Source organism: Negadavirga shengliensis (assembly GCF_042652345.1).
Taxonomy (GTDB): domain Bacteria; phylum Bacteroidota; class Bacteroidia; order Cytophagales; family Cyclobacteriaceae; genus Negadavirga; species Negadavirga shengliensis.
In genome coordinates this window covers 225,573-246,413 of sequence record NZ_JBHSJJ010000001.1, presented here as the reverse complement: position 1 = coordinate 246,413, position 20,841 = coordinate 225,573, and the positions used below count along the sequence as shown (strand labels likewise).

At 45.9% G+C, this 20,841-nt stretch carries 24 protein-coding genes; 15 read left to right on the top strand and 9 right to left on the bottom strand.

Going from position 1 to position 20,841, the window contains the following annotated elements:
- Positions 1-5 precede the first annotated feature (5 nt).
- Complete coding sequence (gene clpB / locus ACFPFU_RS01005; protein WP_377060619.1) at positions 6-2,621, top strand: ATP-dependent chaperone ClpB; 2,616 nt, start codon at positions 6-8, stop codon at positions 2,619-2,621.
- 155 nt (positions 2,622-2,776) lie between these two features.
- On the opposite strand, the gene ACFPFU_RS01000 is transcribed toward clpB, so the two are convergent.
- From ACFPFU_RS01000 to pnuC, 4 genes are all read right to left on the bottom strand, one after another.
- Entirely contained in the window at positions 2,777-4,087 is a 1,311-nt protein-coding gene (locus tag ACFPFU_RS01000) for an amidohydrolase family protein (protein ID WP_377060617.1), read from the bottom strand.
- A gap of 89 nt (positions 4,088-4,176) precedes the next feature.
- Positions 4,177-4,833, bottom strand: coding sequence for a 4'-phosphopantetheinyl transferase family protein (locus ACFPFU_RS00995; RefSeq protein ID WP_377060615.1), 657 nt, complete (start codon positions 4,831-4,833; stop codon positions 4,177-4,179).
- Between the two features lie 38 nt (positions 4,834-4,871).
- Positions 4,872-5,405, bottom strand: a complete 534-nt coding sequence (locus tag ACFPFU_RS00990) for an AAA family ATPase (RefSeq protein ID WP_377060613.1) — start codon at positions 5,403-5,405, stop codon at positions 4,872-4,874.
- Positions 5,386-6,006 (bottom strand): nicotinamide riboside transporter PnuC, encoded by a 621-nt coding sequence (pnuC, locus tag ACFPFU_RS00985; protein WP_377060611.1) that lies wholly within the window; start codon positions 6,004-6,006, stop codon positions 5,386-5,388. The genes ACFPFU_RS00990 and pnuC overlap by 20 nt, the downstream gene beginning before the upstream one ends.
- A 188-nt stretch (positions 6,007-6,194) precedes the next feature.
- Here pnuC and ACFPFU_RS00980 point away from each other — a divergent pair, with 188 nt between their 5' ends.
- On the top strand, positions 6,195-6,794 hold the full coding sequence (locus tag ACFPFU_RS00980; RefSeq protein ID WP_377060610.1) for a hypothetical protein: 600 nt from the start codon (positions 6,195-6,197) through the stop codon (positions 6,792-6,794).
- Positions 6,791-7,453, top strand: a complete 663-nt coding sequence (locus ACFPFU_RS00975) for an outer membrane beta-barrel protein (RefSeq protein ID WP_377060608.1) — start codon at positions 6,791-6,793, stop codon at positions 7,451-7,453. The genes ACFPFU_RS00980 and ACFPFU_RS00975 overlap by 4 nt, the downstream gene beginning before the upstream one ends.
- A 7-nt stretch (positions 7,454-7,460) precedes the next feature.
- Here the strand turns inward: ACFPFU_RS00975 and ACFPFU_RS00970 are convergent, their stop codons facing one another.
- Positions 7,461-7,607: a hypothetical protein gene (locus ACFPFU_RS00970; protein WP_377060607.1), complete on the bottom strand. Its 147-nt coding sequence runs from the start codon at positions 7,605-7,607 to the stop codon at positions 7,461-7,463.
- Positions 7,608-7,610: 3 nt separating this feature from the next.
- On the bottom strand, positions 7,611-8,327 hold the full coding sequence (locus tag ACFPFU_RS00965) for an SAM-dependent methyltransferase (protein WP_377060605.1): 717 nt from the start codon (positions 8,325-8,327) through the stop codon (positions 7,611-7,613).
- Positions 8,328-8,498: 171 nt separating this feature from the next.
- Between ACFPFU_RS00965 and ACFPFU_RS00960 the strand changes: the two genes are divergently transcribed.
- Positions 8,499-8,732 (top strand): DUF2905 domain-containing protein, encoded by a 234-nt coding sequence (locus ACFPFU_RS00960; RefSeq protein ID WP_377060603.1) that lies wholly within the window; start codon positions 8,499-8,501, stop codon positions 8,730-8,732.
- Positions 8,733-8,761: 29 nt separating this feature from the next.
- On the opposite strand, the gene ACFPFU_RS00955 is transcribed toward ACFPFU_RS00960, so the two are convergent.
- From ACFPFU_RS00955 to ACFPFU_RS00945, 3 genes are all read right to left on the bottom strand, one after another.
- Positions 8,762-9,652: a patatin-like phospholipase family protein gene (locus tag ACFPFU_RS00955; RefSeq protein WP_377060601.1), complete on the bottom strand. Its 891-nt coding sequence runs from the start codon at positions 9,650-9,652 to the stop codon at positions 8,762-8,764.
- Between the two features lie 73 nt (positions 9,653-9,725).
- Positions 9,726-10,484, bottom strand: coding sequence for an alpha/beta fold hydrolase (locus ACFPFU_RS00950; RefSeq protein ID WP_377060599.1), 759 nt, complete (start codon positions 10,482-10,484; stop codon positions 9,726-9,728).
- A gap of 103 nt (positions 10,485-10,587) precedes the next feature.
- On the bottom strand, positions 10,588-11,316 hold the full coding sequence (locus ACFPFU_RS00945; protein WP_377060597.1) for a pyridoxine 5'-phosphate synthase: 729 nt from the start codon (positions 11,314-11,316) through the stop codon (positions 10,588-10,590).
- A 152-nt stretch (positions 11,317-11,468) separates the two neighbouring features.
- On the opposite strand from ACFPFU_RS00945, the gene ACFPFU_RS00940 reads away from it, so the two are divergent.
- From ACFPFU_RS00940 to ACFPFU_RS00890, 11 genes are all read left to right on the top strand, one after another.
- Entirely contained in the window at positions 11,469-11,915 is a 447-nt protein-coding gene (locus tag ACFPFU_RS00940) for a GatB/YqeY domain-containing protein (RefSeq protein ID WP_377060596.1), read from the top strand.
- A 1-nt stretch (position 11,916) separates the two neighbouring features.
- Positions 11,917-12,465 carry a CvpA family protein gene (locus ACFPFU_RS00935; protein WP_377060594.1) on the top strand — a complete coding sequence of 183 codons (549 nt, stop codon included), beginning with the start codon at positions 11,917-11,919 and terminating at the stop codon, positions 12,463-12,465.
- Positions 12,449-13,042: an anthranilate synthase component II gene (locus tag ACFPFU_RS00930; protein WP_377060592.1), complete on the top strand. Its 594-nt coding sequence runs from the start codon at positions 12,449-12,451 to the stop codon at positions 13,040-13,042. Before ACFPFU_RS00935 ends, ACFPFU_RS00930 begins: the two co-directional genes overlap by 17 nt.
- Positions 13,043-13,133: 91 nt before the next feature.
- Positions 13,134-13,799 (top strand): CBS domain-containing protein, encoded by a 666-nt coding sequence (locus ACFPFU_RS00925; RefSeq protein WP_377060590.1) that lies wholly within the window; start codon positions 13,134-13,136, stop codon positions 13,797-13,799.
- A gap of 6 nt (positions 13,800-13,805) precedes the next feature.
- Positions 13,806-14,681, top strand: coding sequence for an NAD kinase (locus ACFPFU_RS00920; protein WP_377060588.1), 876 nt, complete (start codon positions 13,806-13,808; stop codon positions 14,679-14,681).
- Positions 14,682-14,755: 74 nt separating this feature from the next.
- Positions 14,756-15,547, top strand: a complete 792-nt coding sequence (gene porG, locus ACFPFU_RS00915; protein ID WP_377060586.1) for a type IX secretion system protein PorG — start codon at positions 14,756-14,758, stop codon at positions 15,545-15,547.
- An 84-nt stretch (positions 15,548-15,631) separates the two neighbouring features.
- Positions 15,632-16,375, top strand: coding sequence for an isoprenyl transferase (locus ACFPFU_RS00910; RefSeq protein WP_377060584.1), 744 nt, complete (start codon positions 15,632-15,634; stop codon positions 16,373-16,375).
- An 87-nt stretch (positions 16,376-16,462) separates the two neighbouring features.
- Positions 16,463-19,174, top strand: a complete 2,712-nt coding sequence (locus ACFPFU_RS00905; RefSeq protein ID WP_377060583.1) for a BamA/OMP85 family outer membrane protein — start codon at positions 16,463-16,465, stop codon at positions 19,172-19,174.
- A 2-nt stretch (positions 19,175-19,176) separates the two neighbouring features.
- Positions 19,177-19,701 carry an OmpH/Skp family outer membrane protein gene (locus ACFPFU_RS00900; protein WP_377060581.1) on the top strand — a complete coding sequence of 175 codons (525 nt, stop codon included), beginning with the start codon at positions 19,177-19,179 and terminating at the stop codon, positions 19,699-19,701.
- Between the two features lie 20 nt (positions 19,702-19,721).
- Entirely contained in the window at positions 19,722-20,255 is a 534-nt protein-coding gene (locus ACFPFU_RS00895; protein ID WP_377060579.1) for an OmpH/Skp family outer membrane protein, read from the top strand.
- 90 nt (positions 20,256-20,345) lie between these two features.
- Complete coding sequence (locus tag ACFPFU_RS00890; protein WP_377060577.1) at positions 20,346-20,735, top strand: hypothetical protein; 390 nt, start codon at positions 20,346-20,348, stop codon at positions 20,733-20,735.
- The last annotated feature ends 106 nt before the right edge of the window (positions 20,736-20,841 follow it).

Sequence of the window (20,841 nt, the reverse complement as noted above, 5' to 3'; positions counted from 1 at the left end):
CAAAAATGGATTTCAAACAGTTTACGATAAAATCGCAGGAGGCCATTCAGAAAGCTTTAGAACTGTGTTCTGCTGAGCAGCAGCAGTTGATCGAGCCAGCCCACCTGCTGAAAGGAATACTTCATGAAGACAGTAATGTCACGGAGTTTTTATTTAAAAAGTTGGGTGTTAACACCGGCTTGGTGCAGCAAAAACTGGATGACATCATCAGGCAGTTTCCCAAAGTCACCGGCCAACAGCCTTACCTCTCCAACGCCACCAACGATGTATTTCAGAAAGCAAAGAATCACTTAAGGACTTTTGGCGATGAATTTGTGGCCGTTGAACATCTGGTATTAGGGATTCTGGCCGGCTCTGATAAGGCGGCACAGTTGTTAAAAGACCAGGGTATCACCGAGAAAGCCCTGATAGAAGCGATTAAAGAACTTAGAAAAGGCAATAAAGTGACAGATCAAAATGCAGAATCAAAGTACAGGTCTTTGGAACGGTATTCCAAAAACCTGAACGAACTGGCTAAGAAAGGAAAAATAGATCCTGTCATCGGCAGGGATGAGGAGATCCGCAGGGTACTGCAGATACTGGCCAGAAGGACCAAAAACAACCCGATCTTACTGGGGGAACCCGGCGTAGGTAAAACCGCCATTGTGGAGGGATTGGCGCAGCGTATCGTCAGCGGGGATGTGCCCGAAAACCTCAAATCCAAAACCCTGATTTCCCTGGATATGGGGCTTTTGGTGGCCGGCGCCAAATATAAGGGAGAGTTTGAGGAGAGATTGAAAGCCGTGATCAAGGAAGTTACCGATTCTGAGGGCGAGATCATCCTCTTCATTGATGAGATCCACACGCTGATCGGAGCTGGCGGAGGAGGAGAGGGCGCCATGGATGCGGCCAACCTGCTCAAACCTGCCCTGGCCAGAGGGGAGCTGCATGCCATCGGCGCTACCACTTTAAAGGAGTATCAGAAGTATATTGAAAAGGATAAAGCGCTGGAACGCAGGTTCCAGCAGGTTACTGTGGACGAGCCGGATGCAGCGGACGCCATATCCATTCTCCGGGGGATCAAGGACAAATATGAGCTCCACCATGGGGTACGTATCAAGGATGATGCGGTGATCGCATCGGTGGAACTGTCGCAGCGTTACATTACCGACAGGTATCTGCCTGACAAAGCGATTGACCTGATGGATGAGGCAGCGGCCAAACTCCGTATGGAGATAGATTCCCTGCCCCAGGAATTGGATGAATTGAACCGGCGTATCATGCAGCTGGAAATTGAAAGAGAAGCGATCCGCAGGGAAAAAAACAAAGACAAGGAAACGGTACTCAACAAGGAACTGGCGGATCTTTCTGAGAAAAGGCAAGCCATTAAAGCCAAGTGGGAGAGCGAAAAAGCCGTTATTGTGGGGATTCAGCGGGAAAAAGAAAATATCGACAGATATAAAATAGAAGCCGAACAGGCAGAAAGGGCCGGTGATTTTGGCAAGGTAGCTGAAATCAGGTACGGTAAAATTGTCGAAAGTGAGAAAAAGCTGGAATCATTCCAGAAGCAGCTGACGGAGATGCAGCAAGGTTCGCCTTTGCTTAAAGAAGAGGTTGACCATGAAGACATCGCGGCGGTGGTTTCAAAATGGACCGGTATCCCGCTATCCAAAATGATACAAAGCGAACGGGAAAAGCTACTGTACCTGGAAGATGAATTGGGCAAGCGCGTAGCTGGGCAAAGAGAGGCCATTGCGGCCCTTTCGGATGCCGTGAGAAGAAGCCGCGCCGGCCTGCAGGATCCCAAAAGACCCATTGGTTCGTTTATCTTTCTGGGTACTACCGGTGTGGGAAAAACCGAACTGGCCAAAGCCCTGGCAGAATACCTTTTCAATGATGAAAATGCCATGGTGCGGATAGACATGTCTGAGTACCAGGAGCGGCATGCCGTCAGTAGACTGGTGGGGGCGCCTCCGGGTTATGTAGGTTATGACGAAGGGGGACAGCTGACAGAGGCAGTGAGAAGAAAGCCCTATTCCGTGGTATTGTTGGACGAGATCGAGAAGGCCCATCCCGACGTGTTTAACATTTTGTTGCAGGTGTTGGATGATGGCAGACTTACTGACAATAAAGGCAGGTTGGCCAATTTCAAAAACACCATCATCATCATGACCACCAATATCGGGTCCACCCTGATCCAGGAACGCTTTGATGCCATGGAGGAGTGGAACAAAGAACAGGTGCTGGAAGATACCAAAAACGAAGTTCTGGCATTGCTTAAACAATCCGTGAGACCCGAGTTCCTTAACCGGATTGACGAGGTTATCATGTTTGAGCCGTTGAGTCAGGAGATCATCCGGAAAATAGTGGATATCCAGTGGAGGGAAATACAGAAAAGACTGGAAGATTCCGGAATAGAAATCGAAGCTACCAGGGAAGTGTTGGACTACCTTGGCGAAGTGGGGTTTGACCCCCAATTTGGGGCAAGGCCGCTGAAACGCACCATGCAGCGTCTTGTCCTGAATGAACTTTCCAAGCAGATTCTCAGCGGATATATCAAAAACGACAGCGCGGTGCTCGTTGACGTGGATGCGGACAGGCAGGTGTATTTTAAAAACGTTTCCAATGTGGAAGTGGACTAGGGAGGAAAATAGGCAACAGGATACGGTGAGGTACCATGAAAATAAGCAGCCCAAAATCCTGGGCTGCTTTTATCTTTCCAGGAATTCCAAACCATAAGGCGGTCAGGGAAAAAATTATGTGTATGGCCCAATGTTGACACAACATGGATGGTTTTTTATTCTATCCAACGGCCGTTGAGCATCACCCGGTTTATTTGCCGCATGTTCCGGATATCTTCATAGGGATTTGATTCGACGAGCAAAAGGTCGGCTATTTTGCCGGTTTCAATGCTCCCAAGCCGGTCATCCACTTTAAAAAACCTGGCGTTTTGGTAGGTGGCTGATTGGAGGATGTCCTCAGGAGACATCCCGGATTCCTGTAACAGCTCCATTTCCTGGTGGTACGCCCAACCATATTCCGAATAGGGGACATAGGAATGGGAACCTACTACGATCTGGACGCCTTGGCGGTAAGCCTCACCGGTAAACTCCAGCATCTTTTCAAAACCGGCGACCCTGACCGGCGTATGGGCGTCATCACGGGCTTCGAAAGCCGCCAAGGTAGGAGAAAAAAATGTTTTCCGGTCGGCCATTAGCTGATAAGCGGCCATGGCTTTGGGTCCCTTGGGGTCGATATGCTGCCACATTTCATACCTGCCTTCTCTCCGTGCATTATTGTCGGCCAGGACCCTTTGCCGGTATGCCTCAGCTTCCGGCTGTTCCACCAGTGAAAGGCCGAAGGAGGTCACGTGCTCTATGCCGTCCACGCCCCTGCGGATCACTTCCAGTGCATCGCTGATTTCCAGATGGGCGGTTACCGGAAGGCCCAGTCTTTGGGCTTCTTCACAAACAGCCCTTATGGATCCCAAGGATAATCGATAGTATATTTTTATCGCTGACGCTCCTTTTTCTGCCATTTTCCTGACCTGCATTTTGGCTTCTTCTTCATCGCTGATAATCAGTGAATTCTTGGGATAGGCCGGAGGGAACATATCAAAATGGGGACCGGTGAGGAAAAGCCTCGGTAAGGCATCATTCGTTTTTCTCTCATTGTCATAAGCCTCTATCCAGGCTCCGGGGTCACGGAGACTGGTGATTCCTCTTTTCAGAAAAATATGGGGAAGTCCTTCAAGCTGGTCCAGGTGAAAATGGGCATCGATTAACCCAGGGACTAAGTATTTACCTTCTGCCTCGAAGACCAGGGCTTCCTTGGGAACTTGAATCTCATCATGCCTTCCAACTTCCAAAATCCGGTCATTTTGGATGAGCACAGTGGCAGAAGAAAGCACGGGACCGCCCTTGCCGTCAATGACATTGGCCCCAACGACGGCAATCAGGCCGGCGCCGCTTTTGATTTCGGATTCATTTACAGCTTGTATCCTGAGTTTACTGTCTTGTTCGGGGGCGGTTTTTGGTGGAGAGCCTTCCCTACAGGCTGTCAGCAGCAGGATTATCAAAATGGAGACAGTAAAGGTTTTCAACCTCATATAATTTCATTTTTTGGGTCAATATAAAATAAAAGTTTGAGGTATGGAAGAACGGACTGGCCGGTATTTGGCTTTTTTCAGACAACAACTCACATTCCAAGGCAATCGAAAAGAAGGGCAGGTGTGAAAATATGTAACGAATGTCCTGTTTTTCGCTCAGATGCCAGGGCACAATGGTAGGCAGGATCAAGAAAAATATCCTGGAGGAACCAGTGCCTTCCGGCAAACGCAATAGAATCCGTAGTGGTATCCACTTTTTCCAAACCAGTGCTGATCCCGCTTCCCTCCGCCTTTAGCACGGCCTCCTTTCTGGTCCAAATCCGAATGAGTGCGGATGCCGGGTCATCACCGTTATTTATCCGGGACATCTCTTCCGGTGTAAAAAACTCACGGATTTCCATCGGCGCCTCAGGGTTTATTTTTTCAATATCTATCCCTAAAACACAAATCGTAGAAGCGGCACAGACAACCCACTCTCCCGAATGGGAAACATTAAACTCAAGTTCGATAGGCAGAAAGGGTTTTCCGAAAGTGCTTTTTTGTACATCGGTGATTTGGTGAGATTCAAAATTAAAAGCAGCCAGTTGTTCTTTGAGTAACAATTTTCCAAAAACCCTGGTAAATCGATCATCCTTTTTTCTATAACGCATCACTTCGCTTTTTATAGAAAAAGGCAGCATTTCCACGGCTTTTTCAAACCGGGAATCCTGCGTATTTTTGATATTCAATGCCGTGACACGGATCATTTTTTCATACTTATCTCGCTTGCGCTAAAAATAAGATATTATCCCAATATTTCCTGAACGGCACGGTAGGCTTTATCGAGGCGTTTTTCTTTAGTTCCTGTAATTTTAACTAAAGGAATCCCGGTGCCTTTTAAAATGCTTTCATACCAGTCATAAAAATATTTTCTCATGACCGGATCTGGATATTCCCTTTGAGGGTCTGGCTCCCAGGGCATGTCGATGTCCGTCAACAGGTACAGGTGATATTCCCGGCGGGCAATTTCCTTTTCTATCCAAGGATCAGTATGTCCGTATTTGTGCTCGCTCCATATTTTAATGACGTGGAGATCGGTGTCACAAAACAACATCCTATCGGCCAACATGGCCATCTTATCTTCCTCTCCTACCTGCCCCTTGGCTATTTCAAGCAGGTCTTCATACCGGTAGGGTCTTCCTAAGTTTTCTAAATAGGTTCTGGCATATTCAGGCACCCAGGGCTCCCCGGTTTTTTCCGCCAATGCTGCACAAAGTGTGCTTTTCCCGGTGGATTCCGGTCCTATAATGACGACGCGCTTAGGAAGTTGAAGCATCATGTTTAGCCGATTTTATCCAGGCCAGCAACCCCATGACGGCCAGAATGGTAAATACCAGGAATTGAAAAGAGGTCAGAATGAGCCCTTTATAAAAATAGAGCGGCACAGACACCAGGTCGGTGATGATCCAGGCGATCCAGTTTTCGACTTTCTTTTTGGCCATCAGCCACATCCCTACAAAGGCAGAAGCGGTGGTAAAAGCATCCCAATAGGGCACGTCGCTGTCCGTAAAAGTAAACAAAACCCAAAACAATATGCCATAGGAAGCCATCAGCAATGCCAGTGCCGATACAATGCCTTTTGCATTCAGCCACTTGACAGGTACCTTTGCGGCGCCTGGCCTGGGATGGGACCAAACATACCAGCCGTAAATGGACATGCTGAAATAATAGGCATTGATCCCCATGTCCGCATATAATTTTACCTGGAAGCATATCCATACATACATCAAAGTGCTGATGATGCCGGTGGGAAAAACCAGAATATTCTCCCTCAGAGCAAAAAAAACAGAGGCCAGACCAAAGAAAACCGCAATGGCCTCCAAAAGGGACATTTGCTGTATCCCCGTCAAGAATCCTTCTACAAGATATTGCCAATCCATGGCCCGAAAATGGGATAAAAATGGGGAATAATAAAATTTTAATTCTGCTTGCCGTTTTTTTAACTTATTCCTAAAAAAGCCGTTAAACTCATCATCACGGGCTTTGAAGCAGGAGAATTTTTACCCAACCAATGCCGGAATGTGCTGAATGGTCTTTTTATCAACGATTTTACAAAAACATTTTGGATATGAAACACATCTTATTGCTCTCATCCATGTTTCTGGTCAGCCATTTGACCTTTGCTCAGTTTCAAAAGGGGGATAAGTTCATCGGAGGCAGTTTTCATACGGAAGCGTCCAGGAGCCAGCAGAAAAATGACCTCCATAGCAGGTACATGGCACTCAATTTAAATCCGACCATCGGATATTTTCTCAGCAGCAGCGCAGCGATAGGGGTTATACCTTTATTCAGCATTAACCGCTCTACGCAGGTGGACACTCAAGGCAATAAAAGCAATACAACCAGGCTTGCGGGAGGGTTGGGCTTTTTTTACCGGAAGTATTTCAATTTGACGGAAAACCTGTACTTTTTTGCCCAGCCCAAGGCGGAATACCTTACTAATATAAAAGATGATTATGATTTTTATACCGTTGATTTAGCCCTTGCTCCGGGGATGGCGTATAGGATAGGGCCCAAGTGGATGGCCGAGTTGACACTGGGGGGGCTCAGGCAAAGATGGACCAAAAGTGACCGAGCCATTGAAAGTAAAGATAGAAGCCTCAGCCTCAGTCTGCAGCCGCAAGCCACCATCGGCATAATGTATTTTTTAAAACCCGGTGGCCAATGAAAGCGTTTCTTCTGTTTTTAACGGTGCTGGCGACTTATTTTCTGATAAGTTTACCAGCAGCTGCCCAGATAGAAAAAGGCACCCGTGCGATCGGATTGACCTTTGGCCTGTCTGAAAGGACATCATCTTTCGGCTCCTTATCCTCGTTTACAAATACAAACAGGGGCCTCTTTTTTTATCCCGAATACGCCTATTTTTTCAGGGATCGGATCAGCATCATCAGCGGAGCAGGCTACAACAGGTCATTGTATAACAATGAAAGCAGGAACGGCGATAGCGGGGAGAGCCGTCTGACAGATTTTACCGTATTCAGCGGACTGAGAATACATGTTCCGCTACAGCCCAAATTATACTTGATCACTACCTACGGGCCAAAGTACCAGTACCGTGAAAGGCAAAGCAGGTACACAAACAGTGGCGCTATAAGTGAAACATTTACTGAAGAACACGATTTTGGGTTGTTCGGGAATGCGGGATTGGCCTTTTTCCCAAGCAACCGATGGAGCCTGGAACTGATCCTGGCGGAGAGTTCGCTTTCCATGACACATCACCGGAGCCTGCAACAGGAGAAGATGGCTGGATATGCAAACACTTGGAAATTTACCATGCATGCTTTTCTGGACCAGCCCAACTTGGCATTGAGGTATTATTTCAAGTAGTATAGGATTAGTTGACGCCGCTATATATGATTTTCAACTCCGGTTGGGATTTTGCCATGGTTTTTGCTTCGTTCCCCGCAAAAAACCACGTCAAAATATTCTCAAATCCGTCCATAGGATTCGGGATTTCCATCTCTGAGTACAATAATTTCACCCGCTACGCGGGTTTAGAAAGCAGAAATACTGTGGGAATTTTATGAAGGTCAGGCAACTTTTTTTTCCAATCAACCACGCGCAGCGTACGGATAAACTCGTCTTTAGCAGTAATGTTGGCGGCAATGCACAATAACGTGTCGGGCTGCAAATGTTGAACGAGGTCCTCCATCAGTTTCTGGTTCCTGAAAGGGGTTTCCATAAACATCTGGGTGCTCCCATCCCTTTTGGTTTGGTTTTCCAGTGACTTGAGGAGCATTAGTCTTTCTTTCCTGTCTATGGGGAGGTATCCGTGAAAGGTAAACGCTTGTCCGTTAAAACCGGAAGCCATTAGCGCCATAAACATGGATGAGGGCCCGGCCAGCGGAACTACCTGGATGTTTTGGCGATGGGCTGCTGCCACTGCCACAGCGCCTGGGTCGGCTATTCCCGGACAGCCCGCTTCTGAAATGATCCCGACGTCCTCACCGTTTAAGGCGGGGGCAAGTAGCTTCTCAACAGCAGCCATGGGCGTCTTTTTGTCCAACAATTCCATATGCACCTCTTCCAGGTCCACCCCTAACTTCAGGCTGCTGATATAGCGGCGGGCTGTACGGAAATTTTCCACTAAAAAGTACCGGGTTTGGCTGATGACCTCCTTTACTTGAGGCGAAATCACATGGGAGGCCGTGCTTTCGGCCAAAACGTTCGGAATCAGATAAAGTTTTCCGGTGGAGATCATGGTTGCGGGATTGTGGATTTTTTTTTCAAAAATACTGATTTATTATCGGCGGAGATTCCGATTTTCGTAATTTGTACACGGGGCGCTTGTGAAAAAGGACGCTTTCACAAAAGGAGGTTGTTGACATTTGCCCCTGTAGGACGCACGAGCCAAATGATTTGAATCAGGGTTATGGAAAACAATATGGGCGGAATTGCGAAATTATTGGTGATAACCGGGCTGCTTATGGTTTTGGCGGGACTGGTATTGTATTTCCTGAATAAGTTCCCGGATATGAAGCCGTTGCCCGGAGATATTGTGATAAAAAAGGAGCGGTTCACCTTCTATTTTCCATTGGGGATTTCCATTTTAATAAGTATTTTACTGACATTTCTCCTTTATTTATGGCGTAAATTTGGAGGTTAGTTCTTTTTCCAGGTTGCTTGTCAGATTTGTTATTCTTTCAAAAGCCGTATGTTTCCTTCCAAAGCTTTTTCAGTGAGATTTTTTCCCATAGTGATCAATTCAGCAGCTTTGTGAAAGTCAAACACCTTGCAGGCATTCCTCGGGATTTCGACAAGGATATTTGGTGGATAAAGCTGTATCATCAATTCGACCAATCTGTCCTGTGTAAAATCATAAGAGGTACTTATTAGATCGATAATGGTGAAATAAGGAATTTTTTTTACCTCTTTGGTTTTGTTGATGTTGACAATGGACAAATTGAGATCTTTAAGCCAAGGCCAATTTTTAAATACACTTTCGTTATCTTCAGGAAGAATTATGGGATTGTTTCCATTCAGGTTAACTGCGATTATCCATTCATCGGGATGGCATTTTTTGACCAAATTAAGTGGTAAGGGGTTAAGTACCCCTCCATCTACCAAAAATGTATCATCTTCATACATGGGCGTAAAAACACCCGGAATGCCCATGGAGGCCCTAAGTGCCTTATAGAGATTTCCGTTGCAGAAATGGACTTCTTTTTTGTGTAATACATCAGTGGCTACCGCTGTGAATTTTATGGCAAACTTTTCAATATTTTGATCTCCTGTTAATTCCTGGAGCTTGGAAATGATTTTTTCCCCCTTTAAAAACCCATTGTTGGTAAAGGTGAAATCAAACAAGTTGAAGACTTTGGACCTGGTGAGGGTCAGCAACCATTTTTTATAAATATTTAGAAAACCAGCACAATATAAGCCTCCGACGATTGCTCCCATCGAACATCCCACAACACTGATGATTTCAAAACCATTCCTTTCAAGTTCTTCTATGACCCCAATATGCGTGATACCTCGTGCACCACCACTTCCTAATACCAGATGAACCTTTTTTTTTGCTTTCATGAGGATATCCTATTTCTGATGTATATTACAGTGGTAAAAGGTATAGGAAAACAAGAATTTTTTTCAACCGGTTTTATCCCAGAAATGCTTTCACCGTCTTCGCCACCGCTTCGGGTTGGTCGGCATGAAGCCAATGGCCTGCCTCCTTGATAAAGACCAAATGGTTGTTGGGAAAAATCCGGTCGATATCGGGTTTGTCTTTGTCTTGTATATAATTGGAATTGGCACCGCCCATAAACAACGTAGGTTTCCCGAAGACATTATCTGTATCCAGCCGCTCGCCTATGTTTTCTATTTTTTTTGTGATCACGGGGAGGTTGATTTTCCAAACAAATTTGCCGTCCTTTCGGGTCAGGCTTTTTAAAAGAAACTGTCTTATTCCTCGGTCTTCAATGTGCTCTGCCAGTTTTTCATCGGCTTCTTTCCTGGACTGGAGCTTTTCCAGATCGATGGCATTTAATCCTTCCAGGATGGTTTCGTGATGGACAGGATAATATCTGGGCGCGATATCAGCGACAATCAGTTTTTCGACTTTTTCCGGATAGAGGAGGGCAAAATTCATGGCGGTCTTTCCTCCCATGGAATGACCCATGAGATATACTTTGTCCAACTCATTGTCTTTCAGCAAGTCATTGATATCCTCTGCCATCACTTTATAATCCCAATCATCACTGTGACCCGAATCACCATGGTTGCGCTGGTCTACCAGGTAAAGGGTATAATGTTTTTGCAGGTCTTTGGCGACGCTCATCCAATTGTCTGCCGATCCAAAAAGGCCATGCAGGATGACCAAGGGTTTTCCATCTCCTGTTTTTCTGTAATTCAGTTTCATAATATGAGTGCGGTTTTTCCAAGTAGTCATCAGGCAGTAATCCGGTTCGAAACATCCCGATCACCATTGCCTGCGGATCTTCATTAAACGTTGGTTGAAAATCTTATTGCTTTTTGTCGGGTTCCAGCTGTCTCCTGTACATTTGGATGGTGTTTTCCAGCCCGAAATACAAGGCGTCACAGACCAGAGCATGGCCGATGGATACTTCATCCAGAAAGGGGATGCGTTGTTTCAGGTACCGGAGGTTGTGCAGGTCCAGGTCATGCCCGGCATTCAGTCCAAGTCCCAGCTCTTTGGCCAAAAGAGCAACTTCCACGTAAGGCGCCACTGCTTTTTCCCTCGCACGATGGTAAAGGCCGGCATAAGGTTCGGTGTAAAGCTCAACCCTGTCCGTTCCGGTATTTTTTGCAGGTTCAAAATATTTTGCTTCCGGATTGATAAAAATGGAGGTTCTGACACCGTAGTCATGAAGTTCTGCAATGATGTCTTTAAGGAAATCCGCATGACGAAGGGTGTCCCATCCCGTATTGGAAGTGAGGGCCTCCGGCGGATCAGGCACCAGGGTGGCCTGCGCGGGTTTGGCAATACGGATGATCTCCATGTACCTTTTATCAGGATACCCTTCAATGTTGAACTCTGTGGTGATTTTGTCTTTCAACATCATCACGTCATCATAACGGATATGCCTTTCATCGGGTCGGGGGTGTACTGTGATTCCCTCTGCCCCAAAAGTCTCTGCGTCCAGCGCCACCTGCAGCAGGTTAGGGTTGTTGCCGCCCCTCGCGTTTCTTAGGGTAGCTATTTTATTAATATTTACGCTTAATTTCGTCATGTACCAAATTATAATCTAATTTTGCAACAAAAATACAGATTCTCTGACAACATAGGGAATCCGGGGAAGTTATCATAGCGACTGCTTTCTTATATTTATAAAAACCATAATGGAATTTAATTTAGTTTTATCATAAACCCTAATTAAAGATCATGAGTCTTAAAGAAAATATCGAAAATGAAATCAAACAGGCCATGTTGTCCAAGGACAAAGACAGGCTGAGGGCACTCCGGGCGATCAAATCCCTTATTTTGCTGGAAGAAACCAAAGGAAGTGATAAAGCCATCACAGAAGCCGAAGAGATGCAGATCCTTACCAAGGCAGCCAAACAAAGAAGAGACTCTATTGAGATTTTCGAGAAGCAAAACAGAAAGGATCTGGCCTCCCTGGAAGTGGCAGAACTGAATGTAATCAACGAATTTCTTCCCAAGCAGCTTACCGAAGAGGAACTGGAAGCGGCTCTCAGGGAGATCATCCAGGAAACAGGCGCGGCTGGGCCCGGGGACATGGGAAAAGTGATGGGGGTAGCTACCAAAAAATTAGCGGGGAAGGCGGACGGAAAAGCCATCTCTGCAAAAGTAAAAGCCCTTTTATCTTAAGGTGTTGAGCACGATAGACATTGTTATATTGATTATGTTGGCCATTGGCGGGTATAGCGGTTACCGACAAGGCCTTTTCATCGGGCTATTGTCTATCGTGGCCTTTTTTATAGGCATTATCCTGGCGTTTAGGTTTATGCACTGGGGCGCGGAACTTCTGTCCGAAAAAGTGGAAAGCCTTACCTTCATGTTGCCCTTTATTGCTTTTATTCTGATTTTTTTAGTGGTGACGGTTACCATCAGAATTTTGGCTTTCTTGGTAAAGAAGACACTTGATTTGACTATTCTAGGCACCTTCGATAGCTTTGCGGGCGCCATTTTGGGTATGTTCAAATGGGTGGTGATGATCAGCTTGCTGATTTGGGTGGCCAAATCCTTTGAATTCAATTTCCCTAAAGAGCTCGTGGAAGACTCGGTGATTTATCCTTTGGTAGTGCCGGTGGCCCCGACCCTTGTGGGCATACTGGACAATTACACCCCCGTCGTAGACAAAGCCATAGAAACCATTCAGGAACTTGTAAACAGCACTTCAGGTGATACTACTGGTTGATAATTTCGATTCCTTTTCCCATATTCTGGCAGACTATTTTTTGCGGACGGGGGTAGAACTGGAGATCGTCCGCAATGATGTATCCCTGGAAGCTTTGAAACGGCGTCCATATGAGGCGCTTGTCATTTCCCCCGGCCCTGAAACACCGGAGAAAGCCGGAAACCTCATGGAGATACTTGGCTATTATCATGACAAAATCCCGGTGCTGGGTATTTGCCTCGGTCATCAGGCGATAGGGACATTTTTCGGCGGCAGGCTCGCCGTGAACGAGCGGCCCATGCATGGAAAAGTATCGACGGTACGGCAGGTTTGCCCACACGTGATATTGGATGGCCTTCCCGATACCTTTGAAGTTACCCGGTATCATTCCCTGGAGTTAAAGGAGCTGCCCCCGACCCTCAACGTTCTCCTGGAGACCCGACAAAAAGAAGTCATGGCCATTGCCCATACTTATTTTCCCGTTGTTGGGTTGCAGTTTCACCCGGAGGCCCACCTGACCCAGTTTGGTTTTGAACTCATCCATAGCTGGGTAAAGTACATCGCGGTAACGGATTTTCTTGCCAGAGTTAACTTTTAATATGAAATTTTTGCAATTTTTGGGTAGAAATAAACCAAGCCCTACCTAAGTTCGTTTTATTTTTCGAGACATTTTAATATCTTTATCCATTATGCAGGCCTACGAATTCATCAATAATCTGATCCCCCCGCTGAAATTTACCGATAAGGTAAAAATGGCGCTATCCTGGATGGAGGAGATCAGAACAGATGTGTTGCCTGTGGTAGATCAGGGCCTGTTCAAAGGCCTCATTACCGATGATATGATCTACGAGATCAATAATCCGGAACTCACAATAGCTGAAGTGGAGCTTTCTGCCTCCTCCAGCGTGGTACAGATGGACAGACATATTTATGAAGTCCTTAGGGTGTCTTCGGAAAACCAGACGTCCATGGTTGCCGTAGTGGACAAAGACCTGAAATATTTAGGTGTGGTGACCATTGAAGACGCCATTACGGCTTTTACGGACACCATATCCATCCAATCCCAGGGAGGGGTACTCATTCTTTCCATGTTCATGACGGATTACAGCCTTTATGATATTGCCAGGGTAATAGAGTCGGAAAACACAAAAATTTTGAGCAGTTTTATTTCCAATGATCCACTGGATGACAGTAAGATAAAGGTCACCCTCAAGGTGGACAGGACGGAGTTGCGCCATATAAAAGCCACTTTGGAAAGGTTCGGATACAAGGTAATTGATCATTATCAGGAAGATGCATGGATTACCAGCGAACAGGACAGATTGGGCAACCTGCTGCGTTTTTTAGATATTTGACATTTCATGAATATTATTTTACACGGCCTCAACGTCCAGTCCGAATTCAAATCTCATGTAGAGCAGTTGGTAAAAATTTTCCGGGGCCATGATATTCAGCTCTTCCTCACTCCCATGTGCTTGAAGTCAATGAACAAGACCGGGTTTAATGGTTTTGGGCTTCAGGCAATCCGTTCAAAAGAGGAGCTCGAAGAAATCGATTTTGCCATATCCATCGGCGGAGACGGCACTTTGTTGGACACGGTATGTTATATTGGGCCTTATGAAATCCCGGTGGTGGGCATCAATACCGGCAGGATGGGTTTTTTGGCCACCATAGCAAAAGAAGATATTGAATGGGCGGCCAAAGATTTGATCAACAACAATTTTTCTTTGGAAGACAGAAGCCTGGTGCGTTTGGAATCCAGTCCCCCCCTGTTTGAAGGGCTGAATTTCGGTCTCAACGAATTTACCATCCACAAGCGGGATACCTCTTCCATGATCACGGTGCACACCTATATCAATAATGAGTACCTGAACAGCTATTGGGCAGACGGGTTGATCGTTTCTACCCCCACAGGTTCCACGGGCTATTCTCTGAGTTGCGGGGGGCCACTGATCTCCCCGTCGGCAAAAAATTTTGTAATTACTCCGGTAAGTCCCCACAACCTCAATGTGCGGCCCATGGTAGTATCTGATGAAAGTGAAATCTCTTTCAAAATAGAGGGGAGAAGTGAAAAGTTTCTGGTATCTTTAGACTCCAGATCTACTGCCATTGATGCCTCCGTTGATTTGAAGCTCAAAAAAGAGAAATTTGTTGCTAAATTGGTTAAGTTCCAGAATTACAGCTTTTTTGATACCCTACGACAAAAGCTGAACTGGGGCTATGACATGAGAAATTAGTTTTAACAAAAATTAACCCCCTTAATACGCAGGAGGGTTTTTTATTCGTTAGGTAGTTTATAAATTGCGTCAACTTGAATATCACCAAGTATTATAAAGTATGTATATTGCTGATTATGGGGTCGTTAGGTGTTTTACTGACCCCGGACGCGGCAGGCCAACAGTATGAAGTTGGCGTGGGTTTAGGAGCAGGAACCTATACCGGTGATATCATCAGAAGGATTGATCCTACCCAGATCGGTATTCAAGGGACGTTATTTGGCAGACGAAATTTTGACAATGCCTGGAGTCTGAGAGGAGGGATTACCGTGGGCCGCTTGAATGCGGCAGACAGCATCCGCCCGATCGATCCTGTGGCAGTACATCGAAACGCCCATTTCAGGGGAACATTGGTGGAAGCATCGGCAATGATGGAATTCCACTTCCTGGATTACTTATCCTATCATTCCTATACCAGGTTTTCCCCTTTTGGTTTTTTTGGCTTGGGCTATTCTGTATTCTTCGGAAACGGGCAAGGCTATGAAGGGGAACTGGAGTACAAGTCGGACAGCTACCGGGTTTGGACACCGGTTGTTCCGTTCGGGTTTGGGGTCAAGTACAAGCTGAAGGAAAGGGTCTTTGTCTCTGTGGAAGCCGGGATAAGGGCGACTTTCAGCGATTATCTGGACCGGATAGGAGATGAAAAGCAGTTTGCCGCTGATGAACCTAAGTACGTGGATAGATTTGAAGAAATACCGGGTACCGGATATACAGGCATAAATCCCAATGGTTTCAATTTCGGAAACTCAGCAGACCGGGATTGGTATTATTTTTTAGGTTTTACCATTAGCTACTCCTTCCATCAGGTAAAATGCTTTAACTATTAATAATTGATCCTTAGGATAGAATTATTAAAAAAGAAATGACATTTTTGTAGCTCAAAAAAAAATTAAGTTTGGATCTGTATTGGAATGAAGGAAAAGATCAACAAGGATAATATCCCCCAACACATTGCGATAATCATGGATGGCAACGGCCGGTGGGCCCAAAAAAAAGGTGCCATGAGGATATTCGGTCATCGGAATGCCATGACAGCTGTGAGAGAAGCCATAGAAGGAGCGGCAGAACTGGGGGTTAAATTTATTACCCTGTATGCTTTTTCTACAGAAAACTGGTCCAGACCAAAAGAAGAAGTGGAAGCACTGATGGGTTTATTGGTTCAGGCAATTACCGATGAGGTGCCTACCATGATGAAAAACAATATCAGGCTGTCCACCATCGGGGATACCAAAAGTCTGCCGGGCTTTTGTCAAACCCACCTGGAAAAAGCAATAGCAGAAACCCAAAACAATACAGGTCTTACGGTGGTGTTGGCTTTAAGCTACAGCGGCAGGTGGGAGATTGCCGAGGCGATGAAGGGAATTGTCAAAAAAGTAATCAGCAATGACATTTCGGCTGAGGAAATAGATCCCGCAATGATAGCTGATCATTTGAACACTGCCGGAATCCCCGACCCGGAATTGTTGATCAGGACAAGTGGGGAATTGCGTATCAGCAATTTTATGCTCTGGCAACTGGCTTATACAGAACTGTACTTTACAGAGGTACTATGGCCGGATTTCCGGAAAAAGGACCTGCATGAAGCGATCCTTTCATACCAGAAGCGTGAAAGACGCTTTGGAAAAACCGGGGCGCAGATCAAATCGGATTTTTGACCTGTCACCAAAAAAGTGGATTGTGGAGAGCATATCCAATCGGATGAGTTGGCCATGACAAGTAATGGCTGCAAAAAATTGATTTACATGAAAAGAGGTTTTATAATTATTTACTTACTGCTTTTGGCCGGAGTGGCAGAAGCCCAGATCAGGCTGGGACAAAGCCGGTATTCCACCCAGAAGCCTGTAAATATTATAGATTTGGATTATTCCAAACCCAAGAAATTCAGGATAGCAGGAATTGAGGCTGTGGGGCTCAGTACCTTGGACGAAACGGCCATCATTTCCCTGGCGGGCTTGCGTGTGGATGATGAAATCAGCGTGCCGGGCGATGCCACCTCCAACGCTCTGAAAAAGCTCTGGGGACAGGGGATCATCGGTGATGTCAAGATACTGGTCACCAAAATCGAAGGGGATGACATTTACCTCCTGCTCGACCTGACCGAAAGACCGAGGTTTAGCCGGGTGGAGTTTTCCGGTGTGAACAAAACGCAGGAGGGGGAACTAAAGGATAAAGTGTCTATCAGAGGCCGCGTGGTGAGGGATGATGTGCTCAACAATGCCCAAAGGAAAATCAGGGACTACTTTGTGGACAAAGGCTATCTCAATGCCCAGGTAAAAGTCATCCAAGAAAGAGACACCACCTTGCCAAACAGTGTGAGGTTAAGATTTGATGTGGACAAAAGCAGCAAAGTCCGCATCAACGAAATCAAAATAGAAGGGAACGAGAATATCGCTGACGGCAAGATCAAGAAGAAAATGAAGGGGACCAACGAGCACGCAAGGGTCTATATATTCAAGGATCTGGTGTCGCGCTTGCTCAATACCACTCCCAAAAGGGCCAAAGAAGCCATAGCTTACAGAAACCCGGTAACCACTGATGATATCCAGGAATACATCAACAAAAACTTCAAGCTCAACTTTTTTAACGGATCAAAATTCGTAAGAAGTGATTACCGGGATGACAAAAACAAAGTGATCGCTTTTTATAACAGCCGGGGATACCGGGATGCCGAGATTGTGAGGGATTCCATCTATGATTTTGATGCCAGCCGGATCAACATTGAACTTGATATCGAAGAGGGCCGGCAGTACTATTATAGAAATATCAGTTTCTCCGGAAACTATATCCATTCCAGTGAAACGCTATTGGCCAAATTGGGTATCCAAAAAGGGGATATCTACAACAAGGAAAGACTGGACAAAAGATTGAACTATGATCCTCAGCGCGGTGATGATGTCAGTTCCTTGTACCAGGATGACGGCTACCTCTTTTTCACCATAGACCCTGTGGAAGTCAATGTACAGGGAGACTCCATCGATATCGAGATGAGGATCTTTGAGGGGCCTCAGGTGACGGTAAACAGCGTGTCCATAGAGGGAAACGAGAGGACAAGTGACCATGTGGTCATGCGGGAAATCAGGATACTTCCGGGCCAGAAGTTCAACAGGAGTGCTTTGGTACGGACCATCCGGGAGCTTTCGCAGATCGGCTATTTTGATCCGGAAAACATCGAACCTGATATGCGCCCCAACTTTGAGGATGCCACGGTGGATATTGTTTTCAAGTTGGAGGAACGACCCAACGACCAGATCGAGTTATCCGGTGGCTGGGGAGGTCTCTTTGGCTTCGTGGGGACAGTCGGGCTGAGCTTTAATAATTTCTCGATCAGAAACATCAAGGATTTCTCCAAATGGCGGCCTCTTCCGGTAGGGGATGGACAGAAGCTGTCTCTCAGGGTGCAGGCCAACGGCCGGAGTTTCCAGAACTACAGCATTTCCTTTTCCGAGCCCTGGTTTGGAGGCAAAAAACCCAATGCCCTTAGCGTGAGCTTTAACCATTCGGTACAACGGCAAATCGACATGTGGAACCAGGCTAATTTTGGCCGGGAAATGGGGTCTTTCAAAATCACGGGGGCCACCATCGGCTTGGCCAAAAGGGTTACCTGGCCGGATGACTATTTCCAGGTGAGCAATAACCTGCAGTTTCAGGTTTACGATTTTGATGAATACGGCAATTTCTTTGGCCTGAGTTACAATACAGGAACCGCCAGAAGTATTGCACTCAACACGACCATCGCCAGAAACAATATCGATAACCCGATTTATCCCAGACTCGGGTCAAACATTATATTGAGTTCCAGCTTTACACCGCCTTATACTTCCATGAATCCCAATATCAACAGGGAGTCACCGGATGAAGAGAAATACCAGTGGCTGGAATACCATAAATGGATGTTCGATGCCTCCCTCTACACTCCGCTATTTGGCTCCAATAAGCTGGTGCTGAGCGCCAGAACCCATATGGGTTTTGTTGGCTCCTATGGAAACCGAATAGGCATCATTCCCCTGGAAAGATTCGTATTGGGTGGAGATGGGATGAACATGATGAACTTTGCCCTGGGTCAGGAGATCATTGGTCTAAGGGGATACGAGAACCAGTCCATTACTCCCGGACGTGATTTTAGGGGACAGCCCGGAGCCCCCGTTCCCTACGGCGGGGTGGTCTATAACAAACATGTGATGGAAGTGAGGTTTTTGGTATCCCCCAATCCATCTGCCACCATCTTCCTGTTGGGTTTTGCCGAAGCGGGTAACAACTGGGGGAATTACGGGGATTTCAATCCTTATGATCTTAAGAAATCCGCCGGTTTTGGTGCCAGGATATTCATGCCGGCCTTTGGCTTGCTGGGGATAGATTGGGGCTATGGATTTGACGGCGTGCCTTCCATCGCCAATCCCAACCCTGGACCCAGCGGAGGAATGTTCCACTTTACCATCGGACAGCAATTCAGATAATTATGGAAAAATGCCTGAAATTGTTACTTTTGCTTTGCCTTTTTCCGTTTGCCCTGATGGGCCAAAAAATCGGGTATGTGGATACAGAGTATATCCTGAACAAACATCCGGACTATAAGAAGATACAGGGGGAGATGGAAAGCCTGGGGGATGAGTGGAAAAAAGAGGCACAGAAATTGGAGAGTGAAATCAAGGAAATGTACAATGCTTTAAAGGCGGAGGAAGTACTGCTGACAGAAGAGATGTACCAGGAAAGGATGGCTTTGATCAAGGAAAAAGAAAAGGCAGCTACGGCGTTCAAAAACCGGATTTTTGGGGTCAACGGGCAGTATTTCCAAAAACAATCGGAACTGTTGCAGCCGCTCCAATCCAAGATTTACGATGCCATAGACCGGGTTTCCAAGCGGAACGGAATCGCGATTCTTTTCGATAAAGCATCCAGTCCGACGGCCATGATTTATACGGACCCCAGGCATGATTATTCAGAATTTGTATTAGAAGAATTAGGATTAGAAGAAAACAATTAAAATTAACAAAGTTTAACATTATGAAAGCAAAAATCATCCTATCGGCAGTTGCAATGCTTTGCTTTGGATTTGTAGCCAGTGCTCAGGAGCTCAAAATCGGATACACCAATGTGGAATACATCATGAGCCTGATGCCGGAAATGGAACAAATCGATGCTGATATCCAGGACTATAGCAATCAACTTGGCCAGCAGATGCAGACAAAAGGTCAGGATTTTCAAAGACAATTACAGACGTATCAGCAGTCTGCTTCTACCATGACCGAGGAAGCCAGAAATGAAAAAGAACAGCAGCTGCAAAGATTGGATCAGGAACTTCAAAAATTCAGGGAAGATGCACAGACCTCTTATCAGCGGAAGCTTCAGGAGTTGTTGGAGCCCCTACAGGAAAAAGTATTCAACGCCATCAATGCGGTAGCCGCTGAAAACAACTATACCCATGTTTTCTCGGAGACTGCCGGACAGTCACCGGTCTTGCTTTACACCAAAGAAGATGATCCTTTTACGGAGTTGGTGTTGGCGAAATTGGGCATCACACCTCCTGCCAATAATTAACAGAAAGTACAGTAAAAAATAAATTTTGCCCGGTCCTGTCAGGATCGGGCTTTTTTTATAACTTTAGGGAGTAATTAAAATGTAAGGGATATGGTTTTATTGAGCGTAGCGCAGTTTTTTATGATGGCTTTGTTGATGAGTCAATCTACTGGTAATCAGGGTTTTAGTTTTGATTTAGAAGCTTCTGAAGTGGTCTGTAAGAAGACGGAATCAGGGGAGCGGTACTTCACCTATGTCATCAGCAACGTAGGTAGCCAGACGGCTCCAGAAGGAAGCTATATGGTGTTTTTCAAGGTAAATGGAAGAATGGTGAGTTTTGAAACCGTCACTTCCCCGTTGGAGCCCGGAAAATCCATCGTCTATACTTCGGAGGAAAAGTTTGATGTTTCCAAAAAGAGAAGGTTAAAATATCACCTGATCGTCAAGACAGAGGACGGCAATAAAAACAATAACCGGAAGAAAGGTGAGATTATTTTATAATTTAAGTTCGTCACCAAGTATCGAAGATTTTAAACAGTAGGAAAACCCGCGTGGCGGGTGGAATTATGGTTCCGGAGGAATCCCCGGCCCCTATGGGCGGATTTTC